The organism is Rhodoflexus caldus (genome assembly GCF_021206925.1).
Lineage (GTDB): Bacteria > Bacteroidota > Bacteroidia > Cytophagales > Thermoflexibacteraceae > Rhodoflexus > Rhodoflexus caldus.
Map to the genome: position 1 here is coordinate 50,009 of NZ_JAJPRF010000009.1, position 17,546 is coordinate 67,554.

Annotated in this window: 13 protein-coding genes; 4 read left to right on the plus strand and 9 right to left on the minus strand. The window is 47.6% G+C overall.

Going from position 1 to position 17,546, the window contains the following annotated elements:
* Positions 1-211: 211 nt before the first annotated feature.
* Together NDK19_RS11025 and NDK19_RS11030 are read right to left on the minus strand one after the other, a co-directional pair.
* Entirely contained in the window at positions 212-799 is a 588-nt protein-coding gene (locus NDK19_RS11025; RefSeq protein ID WP_250631936.1) for a DUF3299 domain-containing protein, read from the minus strand.
* The gene (locus NDK19_RS11030) at positions 799-1,323 is read right to left on the minus strand and encodes a DUF4199 domain-containing protein (protein WP_250631937.1); all 525 of its coding nucleotides are present in this window, start codon (positions 1,321-1,323) and stop codon (positions 799-801) included. The genes NDK19_RS11025 and NDK19_RS11030 overlap by 1 nt, the downstream gene beginning before the upstream one ends.
* Positions 1,324-1,419: 96 nt before the next feature.
* Here NDK19_RS11030 and argH point away from each other — a divergent pair, with 96 nt between their 5' ends.
* The 3 genes from argH (at position 1,420) to NDK19_RS11045 (ending at position 6,541) form a co-directional block, all read left to right on the plus strand.
* Positions 1,420-2,748: an argininosuccinate lyase gene (argH, locus tag NDK19_RS11035; RefSeq protein ID WP_250631938.1), complete on the plus strand. Its 1,329-nt coding sequence runs from the start codon at positions 1,420-1,422 to the stop codon at positions 2,746-2,748.
* An 11-nt stretch (positions 2,749-2,759) separates the two neighbouring features.
* A complete protein-coding gene (locus tag NDK19_RS11040; RefSeq protein ID WP_250631939.1) occupies positions 2,760-3,059 on the plus strand; it encodes a hypothetical protein in 300 nt (99 codons plus the stop codon).
* A gap of 110 nt (positions 3,060-3,169) precedes the next feature.
* A complete protein-coding gene (locus tag NDK19_RS11045) occupies positions 3,170-6,541 on the plus strand; it encodes a ThuA domain-containing protein (RefSeq protein ID WP_250631940.1) in 3,372 nt (1,123 codons plus the stop codon).
* Between the two features lie 367 nt (positions 6,542-6,908).
* Here NDK19_RS11045 and NDK19_RS11050 read toward each other — a convergent pair whose 3' ends face one another.
* From NDK19_RS11050 to NDK19_RS11075, 7 genes are all read right to left on the minus strand, one after another.
* Complete coding sequence (locus NDK19_RS11050) at positions 6,909-8,594, minus strand: ATP-binding protein (protein ID WP_250631941.1); 1,686 nt, start codon at positions 8,592-8,594, stop codon at positions 6,909-6,911.
* Between the two features lie 76 nt (positions 8,595-8,670).
* Positions 8,671-10,407, minus strand: a complete 1,737-nt coding sequence (locus tag NDK19_RS11055) for an OmpL47-type beta-barrel domain-containing protein (protein WP_250631942.1) — start codon at positions 10,405-10,407, stop codon at positions 8,671-8,673.
* A gap of 148 nt (positions 10,408-10,555) precedes the next feature.
* Positions 10,556-10,807, minus strand: coding sequence for a transposase (locus NDK19_RS17015; RefSeq protein ID WP_394801684.1), 252 nt, complete (start codon positions 10,805-10,807; stop codon positions 10,556-10,558).
* A 186-nt stretch (positions 10,808-10,993) separates the two neighbouring features.
* Positions 10,994-11,611, minus strand: coding sequence for an IS982 family transposase (locus NDK19_RS11060; protein ID WP_250631943.1), 618 nt, complete (start codon positions 11,609-11,611; stop codon positions 10,994-10,996).
* Between the two features lie 483 nt (positions 11,612-12,094).
* Complete coding sequence (locus NDK19_RS11065; protein WP_250631944.1) at positions 12,095-12,670, minus strand: DUF3109 family protein; 576 nt, start codon at positions 12,668-12,670, stop codon at positions 12,095-12,097.
* A 73-nt stretch (positions 12,671-12,743) separates the two neighbouring features.
* Positions 12,744-13,889: an aspartate aminotransferase family protein gene (locus tag NDK19_RS11070; protein ID WP_250631945.1), complete on the minus strand. Its 1,146-nt coding sequence runs from the start codon at positions 13,887-13,889 to the stop codon at positions 12,744-12,746.
* Between the two features lie 64 nt (positions 13,890-13,953).
* Positions 13,954-14,328, minus strand: coding sequence for a DUF3127 domain-containing protein (locus NDK19_RS11075; protein ID WP_250631946.1), 375 nt, complete (start codon positions 14,326-14,328; stop codon positions 13,954-13,956).
* Between the two features lie 226 nt (positions 14,329-14,554).
* On the opposite strand from NDK19_RS11075, the gene NDK19_RS11080 reads away from it, so the two are divergent.
* Positions 14,555-17,503, plus strand: coding sequence for a tetratricopeptide repeat protein (locus NDK19_RS11080; RefSeq protein ID WP_250631947.1), 2,949 nt, complete (start codon positions 14,555-14,557; stop codon positions 17,501-17,503).
* Positions 17,504-17,546: the final 43 nt, after the last annotated feature.

The following is a 17,546-nucleotide window of genomic DNA, read 5'->3' on the forward strand; positions in this document are numbered from 1 at the left end:
ATTGAGAGCAGTTGATATGCAGGAAGCAAGCCCGAAACCGTATGCTGTAACAATGCCTGTTGGCAGTAACTTGCCAATTCGGCAGCATGGAGCAAAGTAAGCAATTGGGTGATTAAAATGGATGTTTGCTGAACTAATACGGATAATTGTATAAAAAACCGTGAAACCGAATCCCGAAATGCCGTTTGTTTTGATTGCTCACCTGCACTAATCAATTGGCGGCCTTTTCTACGACTGCATCTTCTAATGCAAAAAACAGTTGTTCGGGGTCATCATTGTTCAAACGCAGTATTCCTCTGATAACTACGGGTTTGTCAGTAAAAGCAATGGGCTTTTGTGCATGTACTTCAACCACACTTTCGGGGCCGCTGCCGCCACAGAAAAAACAGGAAGCATAAGGGAAATAAGAAAGAACAAAATGTGTGTTTTCGCTGCTTTCTAAAGGAATAACAAATCCTTTGAGGCTTACTTCTTTGCCCTCTAAGGCCTGCAATTCGTCGGAGAAACGGGCTTCATAAAAAACATTGTTTTTTTCGTATGCTACATTGCGCAGCAAATTCCACAAGGCAGCCGATTTTTCTTTGTGCCAAAGCGTATCGCCCGGGTCGCCGAGCTTTTTGAGCGTGTCGGATTCTTTGACGATGTATTTGTAGCTGCTGACAGTTTGAGGCTGGTACTGTTCAAAGCCGGTAGTTGCGTTGAGCCGCTCGGTTTCGCGTTGCTCAACGGTTCTTTGCCACCACAAACGGATGGCAAAGAACACGATCAGGAGCAGTAAAAGATACTTGGTATAGCGCATTAGAAAACTTCTTCAGGCTTGTTTTTCTTCAAAATAGCTGCCAAAATAGCACTGATGATGGCATATACAATGCCGGAAACAGCTAACTGCTGTACAGATTTGCCGATAGTCATACTCATATCCTGCTTTTCAATTTCGGCCAGTGCCAAATCTATTTGCTCGGCACTCATGCCTAATTTGACAAACATGGCTTCACTGTTTTTAATGGTCAGGTTCTTAATCGTTGTCGCCAATTCGGGGTCAATGAAATTGAAGAGGATATAGTTAAAAATTGCACCTACAAGAGCACTAATCATCAGCATGGTAAAAATATCGCCAAACATCTCTCTGAAAGTGGCAAAGCCGCCGCGACTTTGTCGCAACAGCCGCGCAAAATAAATGATAAGAACAATGCTGATGACCAGCATAATCAGGCCGGAGCTCATGCTTGCCATTAATTCAACATTAACCATGTAGATGGCCAATTGCGAAACGATGCCAATGGCAGCCAAAATCAGCCCATAGCGGATAGCAGTGTTGTTCATAGTGTATGATTGTTTGTGTTGGAAATTTACAGGTAATTGACGCAAAGTTTCTCATCTTTGTTGTACAAATTGGTCTGAAACAATAAAAAACACTCCATGAAGCTCTGGCAGAAGAACTTTGATATACACGAAAAAATAGAGCGATTTACCACAGGGCGCGACCGTGAAACCGATTTACTCCTCGCCCGCTACGATGTTCTCGGTTCGTTGGCACATATTCAGATGCTGGAAAGTGTGGGTTTACTGACTGCGGCGGAACTGCAACAACTGCAACAAGGACTGAAAGAAATTTACCGCGAAATTGAAAACGGGCAGTTTATTATCAGGGAAGGTGTGGAAGATGTCCACTCGCAGGTAGAGTTGCTGCTTACCGAAAGACTGGGTGAAGTAGGCAAAAAAATCCATAGCGGCCGCTCGCGCAACGACCAAGTACTAACCGATATCAAGTTGTTCATTCGCGCCGAGTTGCAGAAACTGGTTGAAAATATCGCCTCTTTTGCCGACTTGCTCATCAGGCAAAGCGAAACTTATAAACACGTATTGTTGCCCGGTTATACACATTTTCAATTGGCCATGCCGTCCAGTTTCGGGCTTTGGTTTGCGGCCTATGCCGAGAGCCTTGCCGATGATTTGCTGGCCGTACAGGCTGCCTACCGCACCGCCGACCAAAATCCGCTGGGGTCTGCGGCGGGCTATGGTTCTTCATTTCCGCTGAACCGACGCATGACAACCGAGTTGCTGGGCTTTGCCGACCTGAACTACAACAGCGTATATGCACAAATGACACGCGGTAAAACCGAGCGCATCACGGCGGTAGCTATGGGCAGCGTAGCGGCTACCTTGGGCAAACTGGCGGCCGATGTCTGCCTGTACATGTGCCAAAACATGGATTTCCTGACCTTCCCGCGCGAACTGACAACCGGCTCGAGCATTATGCCGCACAAGAAAAACCCCGATGTGTTTGAGTTGATTCGCGCCAAGTGCAATCGCCTGCAAATGCTGCCTGCCGAAATAGGCATGATATTGGCCAATTTACCTTCCGGCTATCATCGCGATTTGCAATTAATCAAGGAAAACCTGTTACCTGCTTTTGCAGAACTGAACGATTGCATTGACCTTGCCTCTTACATGCTGGAGCGCGTGATTGTGCGTGAAACCATCATCAGCGAGGAAAAGTACAAATACCTGTTCAGCGTAGAAGCAGTGAATAAGGAAGTACTGGCAGGCATGAGTTTCCGCGATGCTTACAAAAAAATTGGACTTATCATAGAAGAAGGCAATTTTCACCCCGAAACAACGTTATCACATACGCATGAGGGAAGCATCGGCAACCTGTGCAACAGCGAAATCAAACGCAAAATTGAAACTATTATCAGCGATTTTCGGTTTGATAAAGCGCAACGAATGTTTGAGTTAGTCAGTTAATTTAATCACCTATGTTCAAACCCGGAGATAAAGTCGTTTGCATCAACGCGGATTTTTCCATGTATCCCAACATTTTTGACGTTTTTAAACAACTGCCCAAGCGCGATGAGGTTTACACCGTGCGCCAAAAACAGTACATTGAGGGCATGGGCTACCGCATTTTGCTTGAAGAAATACACAATCCGCCCGTTTACATTGACATGGTAAAAGGCATGGTTGAGCCTGCGTTTACCGCCAACCGCTTCGCACTCCTCACAGACCCTATTGCGGTGAAGCATGAGGAAGCAATTGAAGAGGAAATTTTTGCGTAAATTGTCGGGTAACGGCTTGTCAAATCCTGAGCGCATTTATTATATGCCTCAGGATTTTTTTGTAACGGATTTTTCCGAACTTTGATAAAACACCCACCCAATTCTCCCTCATGAAAATGAAAACAAAATTACTTGCAGCAGCCGCGCTGTTCGCCCTTGTTTGGGTAGCAGACAGTTGCTTTATGCGATTCAAAGACCCCATCCGAATTTTGGTATTTTCCAAAACCAAAGGATTCCGCCACTCTTCCATTCCCAACGGCATTGCAGCACTGAAAAAAATAGCCGAACAAAACGGCTATCTGATGGATACAACTGAAAATGCCGCCAATTTCAACGAAGAGAATTTGAAAAAGTACGCGGCGGTCGTTTTCCTCAGCACCACAGGCGACGTGCTGGACGATGTACAACAGGCTGATTTTGAGCGATATATACAAGCAGGTGGCGGCTATGTCGGTATTCACGCCGCAGCCGATACAGAATACGACTGGCCTTGGTACGGGCAATTGGTCGGCGGTTACTTCAACGGCCACCCTTCTACGCCCTCCAACGTGCAGCGCGGGCAGATTTTTGTGGTAGATAAGAAACACCCTTCCACCGAGCACCTGCCCGATACGCTGGAACGCACCGACGAGTGGTACGACTACCGCAACATGTACCCGGGCGTAAAGGTGCTGATGCGCATCAATGAAAAATCCTACATCGGCTCCAACATGAACAACCAACATGCCATTGCTTGGTATCACGAATTTGACGGCGGCAGAGCGTGGTACACCGCCGGCGGGCATACGGAAGAGAGTTTTTCGGAGCCGGACTTCCTGCGCCACATTGCCGGAGGTTTAAAATACGTCATCAGGAATGCCGTGCCTTTGGACTACCAAAAAGCCAAAAGCAAACGCGTACCCGAAGAAAACCGATTTACTAAGGTTGTTCTGGAAAATTATTTGGACGAACCTACCGAACTGGCCGTGCTCCCCGATGGTCGCGTGCTGTTTATTGAACGCAAAGGCGCTGTCAAAATCTATCGGCCGGATGAAAACAAGGTGAAAGAAGTCAATCGGTTTAAAGTAAACACCACCCACGAAGACGGCATGATGGGGCTTGCCGCCGACCCCAATTTTGCGCAAAATCAATGGATTTATCTCTATTACTCGCACCCCGTTGAGTCGGTGAATCAACTCTCACGCTTCACCATGAAAGGCGACAGCATTGACCGCAGTACAGAAGTGAAAATCCTCAGCGTACCCGTGCAGCGGCAGGAATGTTGCCACACGGGCGGCTCCATCGCCTTTGACGGGCAGGGCAACCTGTTCCTTTCCACGGGCGATAACACCAACCCCTTTGCCTCCGATGGTTACTCGCCCTCCGACGAACGCCCCGACCGTGCGCCGTGGGATGCACAGAAATCATCTGCCAACACCAACGACCTGCGCGGTAAAATCCTGAGAATCAAGCCGCAACCCGACGGTTCTTATACCATCCCCGAAGGCAACCTGTTCCCCAAAGGAACCCCGAATACACGCCCCGAAATCTATGTGATGGGTTGCCGCAATCCGTATCGCATTTCGGTGGACAAGCAAACGGGCTACCTCTACTGGGGCGATGTAGGCCCCGATGCGGGTGAGGACAACCCTGACCGAGGCCCCAAAGGACACTGCGAGTTCAATCAGGCCAAAGCGCCGGGCAACTTCGGCTGGCCGCACTTTGTAGCCGATAACAAGGCCTATCAGCGCTACGACTTTGCAACAAAGAAATCGCTGGGTTTCTTCAATCCTGAAAAACCGATGAACCTCTCGCCGAACAACACAGGGCTGAAAGAACTGCCGCCTGCACAAAAGCCGATGATTTGGTATCCTTACGGAGAGTCCAAAGAGTTTCCGATGGTGGGCACGGGCGGACGCAACCCAATGGCCGGTGAAGTATTCCGCGCCAATCGCTACCGCAAGTCCGATGTCGGCTTCCCTGATTATTTTGACGGCAAATTGTTCATTTACGAATGGATGCGCGGCTGGATTATGACCGTTACTTTTGACGAGCAGGGCAACATGAAAAGCCTGTCGCGCTTTATGCCTTCCACCAAGTTTAACAACCCGATGGATATGGAATTTGCGCCTGACGGTTCATTGTATATGCTGGAATACGGCACCAACTGGTTCAGCCGCAACGAGGATGCTCGCTTGGTGCGCATTGAATACAGCGCCGGCAATCGGAAGCCTATCGCCAAAGTCAATGCCGACAAGGTAGTGGGTGCTGTGCCGCTTACCGTAAAGTTTGACACCAAAGGAACGGTGGACTACGACGGCGATGCGCTGCGCTACGAATGGTTCTTCACTCCGGATGCAAGAAAAGCACAGGCAACAGCCGCCAATCCAAGCTATACCTTCACCAAACCCGGTGTGTACAAGGTTACGTTGCGCATTGCTGACGGTAAAGGCGGCACCGCACAGCAGCAGATAGAAGTACGGGCAGGCAATGCACCGCCGGAGGTAAGCCTGACACTAAGCGGCAATCAAACCTTCTATTTTGACAACGACAAACGGAGCTACACCGCAAGCGTGAAAGACAAGGAAGATGGCACTGTGGAAAGCGGCGGTGTCAATCCCGAAGAAGTTGTTGTAAGCATGGACTACCTGCCCGAAGGCAAAGACCTGACTGTTATCGCAAAAGGGCACCAAACCAACAGCAGCGAGGTAACAGGCTTTATGGCAGGCAAGCGCATGATTGACGACAGCGACTGCCGCGCCTGCCATGCCATGAACCAAAAATCGGTAGGCCCCAGCTATATGGACATAGCCAAGCGCTACCACAAAGACAACAATGCCGCCATCTATCTGGCAGAAAAAATTGTCAAAGGTGGTTCGGGCGTTTGGGGCGACAAAGGAATGGCCGCCCACCCGCAACTCTCCTTGGAGCAGGCTGCCGAGATGTCGCGCTACATCCTCAGCCTTGCACAAGAGAAAAAGGACAACGTACTGCCGCTGAAAGGTGAGTTTATGCCTGATAAACACATTGACAAAAATGAAAAAGGCGTTTACATTATACGTGCCGCTTATACTGACAAAGGCGCAAACGGCGTGGGGCCTATCACAGGCAGCCAAACCATCGTACTGCGTTCGCCTATGCTTAAAGCAGTGGCAGCCGATGCACCTGCGGCACTGATGAAAGTCAATTTCAACGGAAAGGATTTTGCCATTTTGGGCAATAACGCCTTTGCGGAATACAAAAACATAGACCTGACAGGTATCAAAAACATCACGCTGGGTGCGGCCACGCAGGGAACCAGTGCGGTAGTTGAGGTGCGTCTTGGTTCACCCGATGGTAAACTCCTCGGTGAAGCAGCCATTGGCTCGGAGCCGATGTTCCAGATGCCGAAAATTGCCATTCAGCCGCAAACAGGCATTCATTCGGTGTTTTTGGTTTGCCGCATCAAAGAAGTAAAAGCGCAACCCATGATTGCTATGGAATGGCTAAAATTTGAGCAATAAGCAAAAGCTGCAACGCACGTAATTCGTGCGACCCAACGCTTCCCCGTTTGGCGGGGAAGCGTTGTTTTTTATACGCAAACCTGACAAAAATCCAAGACTTTTTAGGCTTAAACACCTATTTTCCAAGAGTTTACATCAAACATTTTTCACAAACCTTTTGTAATTTTGCGTATATAATAAAAATTATGCGATAGTTTATCGGAAAAGTTTTATTGAATTTGGTGTCATACCTACATGAAAAGGAGACGGCTTATTAATACACATATACTTACAAAAAATACAACTAAAAGACAAAAAAATTATATCAATGTTTTTTTATTTTTCAAATAAAATATAGCAGTTATCAATGAATAGCAAATAATTTGTATCAAGAGCATGATTTTATATGTATTCGCCAGGTGCTACCCTCTCCGATTTTACTTTCAACGGTTAGTCGAGCATTATTGTAGACACATAAGTTTTTGATTAGCCGAATACCCAGTCCTGTACCAACTTCTCCAGCCGTGCCGTGCGAGGTATAGCCTTCTTCTAAAATAATTGCCAGTTTTTCGGGCGGAATGCCTATGCCTGTATCGCGCACAGACACGATACATTCTGTATCTTGTATTTCCGAATCGATAAAAATATTACCACCTTCGGGCGTAAATTTAATGGCATTGTTAATCAGATTGCGCAGTATGGTTTGCATTGAAATCGGATTAAAATATACCCGAATTTCGGATGACACCCGATTGTGTAACATGATTTGTTTTTGCTGTGCTGCAATTACAAGCAGGTCGATAACATCGCGTATTATTACAAAGAGGGATAGATTTTCTTTGGACAGGTTTTGCATCCAATCTTCCTTTTTTCCAAAAAGCAGCAAATTATCTAGTGTTACCATCAGTTGCGTAACGTTATTGTGCAAAGTGGGTAATAAGGCATTAAATTCTTCAGAGGTGATGGTATTCGTGAGTGATAAATCCAGCACGCCCCGCAAAGAAATCACCGGTGAGCGCAAGTCATGCCCGATAATGGCAAAAAGTTGTTTAAGGCGTGTGTTTAATTCGCGGAGTTCTTCGGCTTGCCGCACAATTTCAGCTTTTTGAGTTGCTAATTCTTCATTTTTGAGTTGTAACAGACGTGCCTCGCGGGCTTTATTTTCTTTCAAACGATATAGAAAAGCAATCACGGTCAGCGCAATGACGATTGCCGCAATACCAATGGTGAAATAAAAGTAGAAGCGCCCTTGCCTGTATCGGGCTTCATAACGAAGTCGCTCTATTTCAAAAGATTTGATAATACTGTCTTGGCGCAAAATTTCTAATGCCATTTGATTTTTGGTATAGCGCTCGCTAAGAGCGGCAATTGCCGAATCCTGTGCGGTAAGCCTGAGGGCGGCGCGACCAAGTGCTTCCTCTTGCAGGCGCGCTTCCATTTGGGCTATTCTTTTTTGTTCTTCCGCTCTGCGCAGCCGTTCGTGTTCATCTTCCAAATTTTCGCTTAGTACCTTGATTTTCAGACTATTTAAAGTTTCTACAACCTCTTTATATTGCTCAAAATATTCCTGCGTTTTTTTTAAGTCGCCGTTTTTCTCATAAGTTTCTGCCAGCAGGGCATAGCAGGTGCGCACGCGCTCCAAGTTGTTTTCACTGCGCGCAATTTCCAGCGCCTCTTCCAATACCCGCGTCGCTTCCTCGTAGCGCTTGAGCTTATTATATACGACCGATAGGTTGATTAATGCCGAAATAATCGGTTCGCTCGTCTGTTGCCTGCGGCGCCCTTCCAATACCTTTTGGAAGTAATACACCGACGAATCGTATTCCTGCAAATCGGCGTGCAAAAAAGCCAAGTTGTTATCAATACCGAATATGCCGCTCTGATTATTAACCAACCGATTGAGTACGAGCGATTGATGAAACAAATTAACAGCTTTTTGAAATTCGCGGGCGTCCCAATAGGTCAAAGCCGCTTTGTTGATTAAATCGCTTGCGCCGCGCCAGTCTTTGACCGCCTTTTGTCGCTCGGCTTGCTGTAAATAGGTGGCAATTTTCGCCGAATCGGCTGCGCTCAAATAGTTTTGTGCATGCAACGGACAAGCACCAAGGCAAGCCGACAAACTTAACAATATGGCAATGCGAAACAACACGTCAGAAATCGGCAATTTGGAACGTAATAACCTCTTCGGTGCGGTTGCCTACAGCATCTTCCACAAATACCCTGATTTCGTAGCTTGTATTTTTCTTAAATCCTTCGATAGGCGCTCGGTAGGCAAGGGGCGGCGCACCGTTTATGGAGTAAAAGATATTTTGCGGCGAAGTGTCTTCATCTTGCACGGTCAAAAAGAGTTTGGCATAACTCGGATACGTGTTTTCGCCTACGGGCGCCACGCTGAACCGATGCGTAATTTGTGGGCGATTGCCGTCCACCCAGAATTCAATGAAAACGGCATTGCGGTTGTTTACGTTGTCGTAGGCAATCAATTCGAGGCGCTGCCTGCCCGTGCGGTCGGTTAAGCCGATAAGTCCGTTGTAGGGTTGTTCTTCCGATTGGTCTTCGAAACGATAGGCAATGCGCTGCAACCCCGATTCAATATCGGAGGCAGTAATTTCTATCGATGTCTGCTGACCAGTAAACGTCTGACGGGCGCGTTGGAAGGTTTTGCCCACATAGCGGCTTTTAACTACCGGTCCGGTCAGGTCCACGTAAACGGCACTGACATTCTGCCGAATTTCGTCAAAGGCTTTGGTTTTGGTATCGGTCAGGTAAACGCCCGAATTGCCGATATTGTCTTCTGCAAAATAGCGGACAATGTGCAATCCGGGTTTTTCGGGCATATAGAACGGGTCTTCGTACTTTTGCAAAGAACCGTTGTCGATGGAATAGAACACGTTTTTTACGCCGGCTTTATTGTCCAAAGCCGTAAGTTTCAACTTAGTTCTACCCGAGAAATAGACCTGATTGCCCACGATGAACTTATCGCCCAGAATATCTGCCGACATAATGGGAGCGGTGCGGTCCATAAAAAAGGTAAAACTTTGCTCTTCTTCGCGGTTGTTGACTTTATCCACCGAATAAAAATAAACGGTATGTTCGCCTTCAGCAAGTTTTTCAATCGGAAGTATTTGACCGGGTGCGTAAGTTATCCAAGGTCCTTCATCTATTTTATAGAAAGTTTTGTTCACGCCGACTATGTTGTCTTCCATAAAAAAATAAAAGCGCGTGGAAACGGAAACCACCTTACTTTCGGATATACCTGTTACTTGCAGGCGAGTTTGCGGCGGGGTAATATCCACCACAAATTTTTCGGTAACTACATTCGAGCGATTCCCCACGCGGTCAACGGCGTAGTAGCTAACCTGCCGGTCACCTTCCTGACCGACGGGTACGGGCGATTCGTAAACAGCTTCTCCTCCGCCGTCTCGTGCGATGAAAACTTTTTCCACGCCCGCCATGTCGTCGCTTGTTTGTAGTTCCACTACGAGGTCTTTACCGTAAAAATGCGTTTTGCCGTCGAAAAAATAATTGGGCGTAATGTAAACCGACTTGGTTTGCGGTGCTTTTCCGTCGGCATGAATAACGTACCAGAACGAATTTTGCGGGTCGGTGGCGTCAAAATGTCGCAAATAGTGTATTCCGTGCCCGTCAAGTTGAATCGGAACAGTCTGAATCCGACCTTCGTTATTTTTTCTGCCCGAAAGCAATACGCCCGAATCATCGGGCGAAGAAGCGATGCGAACATAAATAGGTAAATCCAATCGGTGATAGTATTTGCCTGATTGGTCTATGTAAAATCCCTTTTCCGAACCGCCGTTCTGCGCGTAAGATTGAGAAATAGATACTAAAAAAATAAATAAAATACAAATTTTATTATGCAAATATTTCATGCGTATCTGATTCACATTTAGCGCAAAATTAATGTAAATTAGTTAAGTTGATGCGAGTTATCTGCTTGCTATTAGGAAAGTTATATGTCTGCTTAACCGCTGTTAGGAACTGTGTTCAAATGCAAGAGTATGTGGTTAAATATTCGTATCAAGTAGCCGGATATGTTATGTGGCAATCGTTTACGATAGGCTTGTCCGCTTTTAGCCACAGCGAATACTTGTCGGATGAGCTTATGCATAAGGGCATAGCTACTTTATGTGGCTTGTCTTTGGCTTCTTTACAGGCGGCATTGTAGCGTTTGGCTGATTTGGCACAGTTGTACAGCAAAGACCTGAGCAGCGCCGCCCCCTGTCGGCAAATGATACCTTTTTTAACCGTTCGTCCCGATTTGGTAGAGATTCGGGGCTATGCTAACATATCTTGCCGGTTGTCGGTGGTTAGCAAATTGCTTAAAACCTTTGGTAAGAAAAAGAAAGATGAGACGTGTGGCAGTCTTCTTACCAATGCCTTTCATACTGCTTGCCGGACTGACCATCTGCGTTATAGTCGGAGGGAAGTTCTTGTTCAATACGTTGACAACGCGAGTTACGCGATTAAATATTGAAAAAATTCAATTTCTGTCAGGGGTGTAAAATCCTTGACGGCTGGCAGGCTATCAAAATAAGTATAGGCAGCCAGTCCGCTCAATAGGTTGATGAACATACCTGATTGGGAACGATATCCGGTATGGTCAATATCTGCCTGAAAGGACAACAAACCAAAGACGGTTTCAATGATGCCTCTTTTTTTGAGAAAGTATTTCTCTTGTGCCGAATATAGTACTTTTTTCATATTGCGCCTTACTTTGGTAATGAGCTTCACGCCTTTGTCGGCAAGGGCTTGCTTTTGTCTTGTCAGGTAGCCTTTACTGCCAAAGAATATGCCTTGCAGGTTTTTGAACAGGGTTTGCAATACTTTGCTGTTGTTGTCACTTACATGACCCGGGGTTATCATAAAGTTGCACAATTGACCGTATTGATTGACAATGAGATGCAATTTGAGCCCATAGAACCATCCGACGGAGGTTTTACCTTTGCCGGCAAGTCCTTTCATGGTGCGGTGTTGAGCGGCACGTTTGACATGACAACTCTCTAACTTTTTGCTGTCAATGTAATTGGCATGGGGGACGGGGTGATGCCATTGGTAAAAAAAAGGAAGGCACACAGTTCAAAGAAATAGTATTTTTTTAAGGCGATAAATCGCTTATAAGAGAGCAGATGCGGAAAAAGCGTGCGGAACTTTTGACACATAAGCAGTTTGTTGTAATAGGTTTTGAAACAGTCCATACGGCTGAAATGATAGCAGATGCAAATGGTGATAATTTCGGAGGGATGCAGTTGGGAATGTGGTTGTTTGGCTTGTCCTATCAAGTGAGGTTGTGCATGGTGCTGAAAATTTTTCAGGAAATCATGCACATCAATGAAGATTTGTATTATTGTCTTCAGTAAGGGTTAGCATGGCGAAAAGCAGTTTCTTTGAAAAGTGCAATATAAAAATATGCTTTTTTGCAAACCCTTACTTTTTTTATTTTTTACCTGTAAGAGGTTGATTATCAAACTAATCACAAATAATTCGCGTTATAAATCCCAATTCATCATATCGGGATTTTGTGATATGCTGAAAGAGAGAGCGCGTACTGCTGCTACCCTATTTTTGGCGCTCCCGTTCTTGGATTGCTTGCACCAAGTCCTGATACCAGCCCTCGCCGTAGGCGCGAATGAGCGCATCTTTCAAAAAAACATACAAAGGTATGCCGAGATGCTCTCCTAAGGTGCAGGCATCGCCGCAAATGTGCCAGCGGTGGTAGTTCAATGCGTCGTACTCCCCAAACTTGCTGACGCGAATAGGGTACAAATGGCAGGAAATCGGTTTGCGGAAGTTTGTTTTGCCTGCCAAATATGCCTGCTCAATGCCGCATTTGAGCATACCTTTTTCATCGGTAACAGCATAGGCACACGCCCCCGAAGGTTTTAGCGGGGTGGCATGTTCCCCATCTTGGTCTATCACGTGTGTACCTTGTGATTCTATGGCCGCAATGCCTTCCGCAGTCAAAAAAGGTTTGACACTGTCAAAAATCTGTTCCAGCACAGGCAACTCGTCTTCGGACAAAGGAGCACCGGCATCACCTTCCACGCAACATGCACCTTTGCATTTTTCAATGTGGCATACAAAAAACTTTTCTGCGATGTCGTCGCTCAATACGGTTTGTCCTACGATTAGCATGGCCTGTTAATTTTGATAAAAAAACCTGTCAGGTTTCCAAGACCTGACAGGTTTGGAAGATGTTACCGCAAAATTAGGCCACAGCCGCCACGTGTTTCTGCATCACCAACCTGAATTTTTCAAGGAACAAGTCTGCATCCTCTTTTTTCAGGTTGAGTGCAGGCAGCAGGCGCATGGTGAATTTATCGGACGATGAACCCGTGAAAATGCGGTGTTCATAGAGCAATTCATCGCGGATGGGGTTGCAGGGCATTTCCAGCACCACGCCGAGCATCAGCCCTCTGCCGCGCACAGTTGCCACGCCGGGCATTTGGCTGATAGCGGTTTTGAGGTATTCGCCCATTTGAGCAGCGTGAGCCATCAGGTTTTCGGCTTCCATTACCTCCAACACTGCCAGCGCAGCCGCACAAGCCAAATGATTGCCGCCAAAAGTTGTTCCCAACATGCCGTATTTGGGCTTGAATTTGGGGTGAATCAGCAAACCTGCTACGGGGAAGCCGTTGCCCATGCCTTTGGCAACGGAAATCAGGTCGGGTTCTACGCCGCTGAATTGGTGCGAAAAGAACTTGCCGGAGCGTCCGTAGCCGCACTGCACGCTGTCGGAAATGAGAACAGCGTTATGCTTGTCGCAAAGGCGGCGGGCGGTTTGCCAAAACTCATCGCTTGCCACATGAACGCCGCCGACTCCCTGCATACCTTCAATCATAACGGCGCAGGTTTGGTCATCTACGGCTGCCTCCAAAGCGGCAATATCGTTGTGGGGAATAAAAACGACGTGCTGATTAAAGTTAATCGGCGCAACAATGGCAGGGTTATCCGTTGCCGCCACTACTCCCGACGTGCGCCCGTGGAATGAGCCTTTCAGCACCACAATTTTGGTGCGCCCGTTGTAGAAGGAAGCCACTTTCAGTGCGTTTTCGTTGGCTTCTGCGCCCGAGTTGCACATAAACAGCGCGAAATCGGGATGTCCGCACATTTCGCCTAACTTTTTTGCAAGGGCTTCCTGCACAGGATTAATAATGGAATTGGAATAAAACCCGATTTTATTCAGTTGTTCGGTAATTCGTTTGACATAGTGCGGATGCGTGTGCCCGATGGAAATAACGGCATGGCCGCCGTACAAATCCAGATATTGGTTGCCCGCTTCATCCCACAGGTATGAGCCCAACGCACGCACAGGTGCAATTCGGTTCAGTTGATAAACGTCAAAAAGATGCATGGCAATTTTGTAATGGAATAAATAAAAAACGAACACGCCGCAGCAGGCCGGCTGCTACGTCGCATTAAAAAGGCAAATCATCATCGCCGCCGGAAACCAACTGAAAGCCGCCAAAGTCTTCCTCCGGTGGCGGAACATCGCGGCCGCCCGTGGCAGCAGGAGCAGCACTTTCCACGCGCCATGCCTCCAAGTTGGTGAAATAGGTTGTATTGCCGTCTTTGGTATAAGGTCTGCCACGAAGGGTAAAACTTACTTTTACTTCATCACCGACCGACATGCCGTCCAGCAAACTGCATTTGTCCTGTGTGAGTTGAAATTTGATAAATTCACTGTACGCGCCATTAGGCAATTCTACCACAAATTCGCGTTTGCGAAATTTTTCGGTTACTTGTTGCGTATCATAAATAACTGTAAGCTTTCCTTTTGCTTCGTATGACATGCGGATGAAAGAGTGATTAGGTGAAATTTCGCTTAAAAATAGTAACTTTTCTTAGTTTTGCTCAATTTTTGACAGATTCTCAAACAGATACTGCCGAACAGTGGCGTATCGGCTCTCAAATACTCGCGCATGACACAGATTTACCTGTAACAATTACCCTGAGCAATCCGCACCTGCTGCGTGCACTGCCGAATTTGTGTTTAAACCATAATTAGCTGACAATCAGATGTATCAAAAACAGGCAATACGTATGTACTTGTTGCTGTTGAGCTGGATGTTTATTGTCCTGACGGCCCCTGCGCAACAAACACTCAACTTCACCGACCCCTCGCTTGACTTCCGCAAAGGAATGGACTTGTACGAACGCGGCCACTATGTCGGCGCAAGACAACAATTTGAGGCCTACATCCGCCGCAATTTGCAGGATGAACGCCAAATTGAGGCGGAATACTATGCCTGCATGTGTGCCATGAAAGAGCAAAGCCCCGACTTCAACCTGATGTTAGAAAACTTTGTGCGCAAATATCCCACGCACCTGATGGCACGCAATGCTTATCGCACCATCGGGCTTTCGTACTACGACGAGGGCGTGTACACGGAAGCATACCAATACTTAGAGCGCGTTTATCGGCCTGCGGGCAAGTCGGAAGAAGATGCTGAAATAGCCTTTAAATTAGGTTACAGTTATTTTTCCGAACAAAAATACCAACTGGCGCAAGGCGTATTCAACCGATTGAAAAGCGGTGGCAGCAGCTACGCAACCGCAGCAAGCTATTACGCAGGCTACATTGCCTTTCAGGACAAGCGCTATCAGGAAGCGCTGCCCGACTTGGAGCGCGCCGCCACCGACAGCCGCTACACAGACGAGGCTAATGCACTGATTTTCACCATCCACTACCTCCGCCGCGACTATAACCGCGTCATCGGTTTTGCCGAACAATTGGAGCGACAAGGCAAAAAAGTTCCTGCCAACCTGCAAGCACCTCTTGCCGACAGCTATTATGCTGCCAACCGCTGCGATAAAGCCCTGCCTTTACTGGAAGCACTCGCCCGTCAGAAAAGCAACGACCGCTCCATGTATTACAGGCTGGGGCATTGCTACACGCTCAGCAAGCAGCCGCAACAAGCCGCTAATGCTTACGGCAGAGTGGCAGAGGGCAACGATTCGCTCGCACAAATGGCTGCCTACCAAATGGCACTTAACTATATTGATTTGCGGCAGCAACAGGCAGCGGCCAATGCTTTCAAACGTGCCCGCGACCTGAACTTTGACCGTCGCCTGCGCGAACTGGGGGCTTACAACTTCGTCAAGGCCAATTTTGAGATGAAAAACTACTCCGATGTGATTGACGGCGCTACCTTCTACGAACAGCAATTTCCGCAAGGCGAGTACATGGACGAAATCTCTTATCTGAAAAGTGAAGCGTACATCAGCGGCGGCAATTATGCGGGAGCTTTGCGATACATCGAACAGATTCGCAACCCGAATCAACGCCTGCAAGCCGCTTATCAGCGCATTGCCTTTAACTATGCCGCCGTTTTGTACAACGAAGAAAAGTTTGCACAAGCCATTGAAGCGCTGCAAAAGTCGCTGCGAAGGCCGATAGCCGGCGACTTGGTGCAGGCAGCACACTTCTGGATGGGAGAAAGCCTCGTTCGTCAGGATAAGCCGGATGAGGCTACCCGCGCCTACAATCAGGTAGCCAACACCGCCAAAGAATATCCCACCGCTGTTTATGCCTTGGGTTACATCGCCTTCAACAAAGAAAACTATGCACAGGCAGAACAATTGTTCAGGCAGTTTCTCAACCTGAACAGCCGACAGAACCGCGCCGATGCCCAAACCCGCATAGGCGACTGCCGCTACATCAACCGCGATTTCAGGGATGCGCTATCGTTCTACAATCAGGCATTGACAGGAGCCGGAGCCGACACCGACTACATCAATTATCAGATAGCACTGTGTAACGTAGGCTTGCAAAGTCGCGATGAAGCCATCCGCATTTTAGACCGTATTATAGCCAACCGCAGTTCACGCATGGCAGCTTCGGCAATATTTGTAAAAGCCGAATTGCAATTTGAGGCCGAGCGCAAAGATTTAGCAGTCCGTACCTATTCACAGCTTATTGCCGACCACCCCAACAGCGAACAGGTGCCCGATGCGCTGTTTAAACGGGGAATGGCATACGGCATTTTAGGGCAAAACAATCAGGCCATTGCCGACTACAAAGCCATTTTAGACCGTTTCCCCATGCACCCGAATGCAGCGGAGGCCATAAATTCCTTACAGGAAATGAATGACCGAGGCGTACCTGTGCCCGATTTTGAGCGCTATAAACAGGCCTACATCCGCAATAATCCGGAGAGTAACACATCTATACAATTGGACTTCAAGAGCGCACGCGTGCCTTATGACAACGGCAACTATGCCGCAGCCATTCATACGCTGAACGACTTTATCAAACGATATCCGGCCTCCGCCTTCACCGATGAGGCACGATTCATGCTTGCTTTCTCAATGGACGAAATAGGCGATAAACGCGGCGCTATTCAGCAATACAGCCTTGTGAGAGGCAGCAACAGCCTTCGGTCGGGTTTGCGCGCCGCCGAGCTGGAACTTGAACTTGGCGATGCACAGGCTGCATTTAACCGCTACCGCAGCTTGCAGCCACAGGCTACCGATAACCGCAATTTGGCACGTGTGATGATAGGCCTTATCCGCTCCTCGTTCCAAATAGGTCAAACTGCCCAAACAGAAGCCTACTGCAACGATGTGATTTCCCGCAACCTGTCTGTCGGAGGAGCGCGTGCCGTAGCAGAATTGCACCTTGGCAAAATCATGCTGGAACGCACACAACCCGACCGTGCACTGGCACAGTTTCGTCAGGTAGCCAACAACTACACCGATGCCAGTGGTGCCGAGGCGTTGTATTTGGCAGGCACGACCTTGCGGCTGCAAAAAAATTACAATGCTTCCATCAACGAACTGACCAAAATGAAAACACAGTTCGAGCATCATCCCGATTGGGTGGCCGAGGCCTTCCTGCTGATTGCCGAGAACTACATTGACCTGAACAATCTCTTTCAGGCACGCGCCACGCTCAACTCCATCATAGACTACACCAAAGACGAAACCATTAAGCAACGTGCACGCAAGCGCCTGAGCGAACTATGACGGTTAGCACATAAACAGCGGATTGCGCCAATCAAAACGGATT

Coding starts and splice junctions, on each gene's coding strand:
- NDK19_RS11070 (WP_250631945.1), bottom strand. CDS start 13,889: ATGCATCTTTTTGACGTTTATCAACTGAACCGAATTGCACCTGTGCGT.
- NDK19_RS11055 (WP_250631942.1), bottom strand. CDS start 10,407: ATGAAATATTTGCATAATAAAATTTGTATTTTATTTATTTTTTTAGTA.
- NDK19_RS11045 (WP_250631940.1), top strand. CDS start 3,170: ATGAAAATGAAAACAAAATTACTTGCAGCAGCCGCGCTGTTCGCCCTT.
- NDK19_RS11030 (WP_250631937.1), bottom strand. CDS start 1,323: ATGAACAACACTGCTATCCGCTATGGGCTGATTTTGGCTGCCATTGGC.
- NDK19_RS11080 (WP_250631947.1), top strand. CDS start 14,555: ATGTATCAAAAACAGGCAATACGTATGTACTTGTTGCTGTTGAGCTGG.
- NDK19_RS11075 (WP_250631946.1), bottom strand. CDS start 14,328: ATGTCATACGAAGCAAAAGGAAAGCTTACAGTTATTTATGATACGCAA.
- NDK19_RS11025 (WP_250631936.1), bottom strand. CDS start 799: ATGCGCTATACCAAGTATCTTTTACTGCTCCTGATCGTGTTCTTTGCC.
- argH (WP_250631938.1), top strand. CDS start 1,420: ATGAAGCTCTGGCAGAAGAACTTTGATATACACGAAAAAATAGAGCGA.
- NDK19_RS11040 (WP_250631939.1), top strand. CDS start 2,760: ATGTTCAAACCCGGAGATAAAGTCGTTTGCATCAACGCGGATTTTTCC.
- NDK19_RS11065 (WP_250631944.1), bottom strand. CDS start 12,670: ATGCTAATCGTAGGACAAACCGTATTGAGCGACGACATCGCAGAAAAG.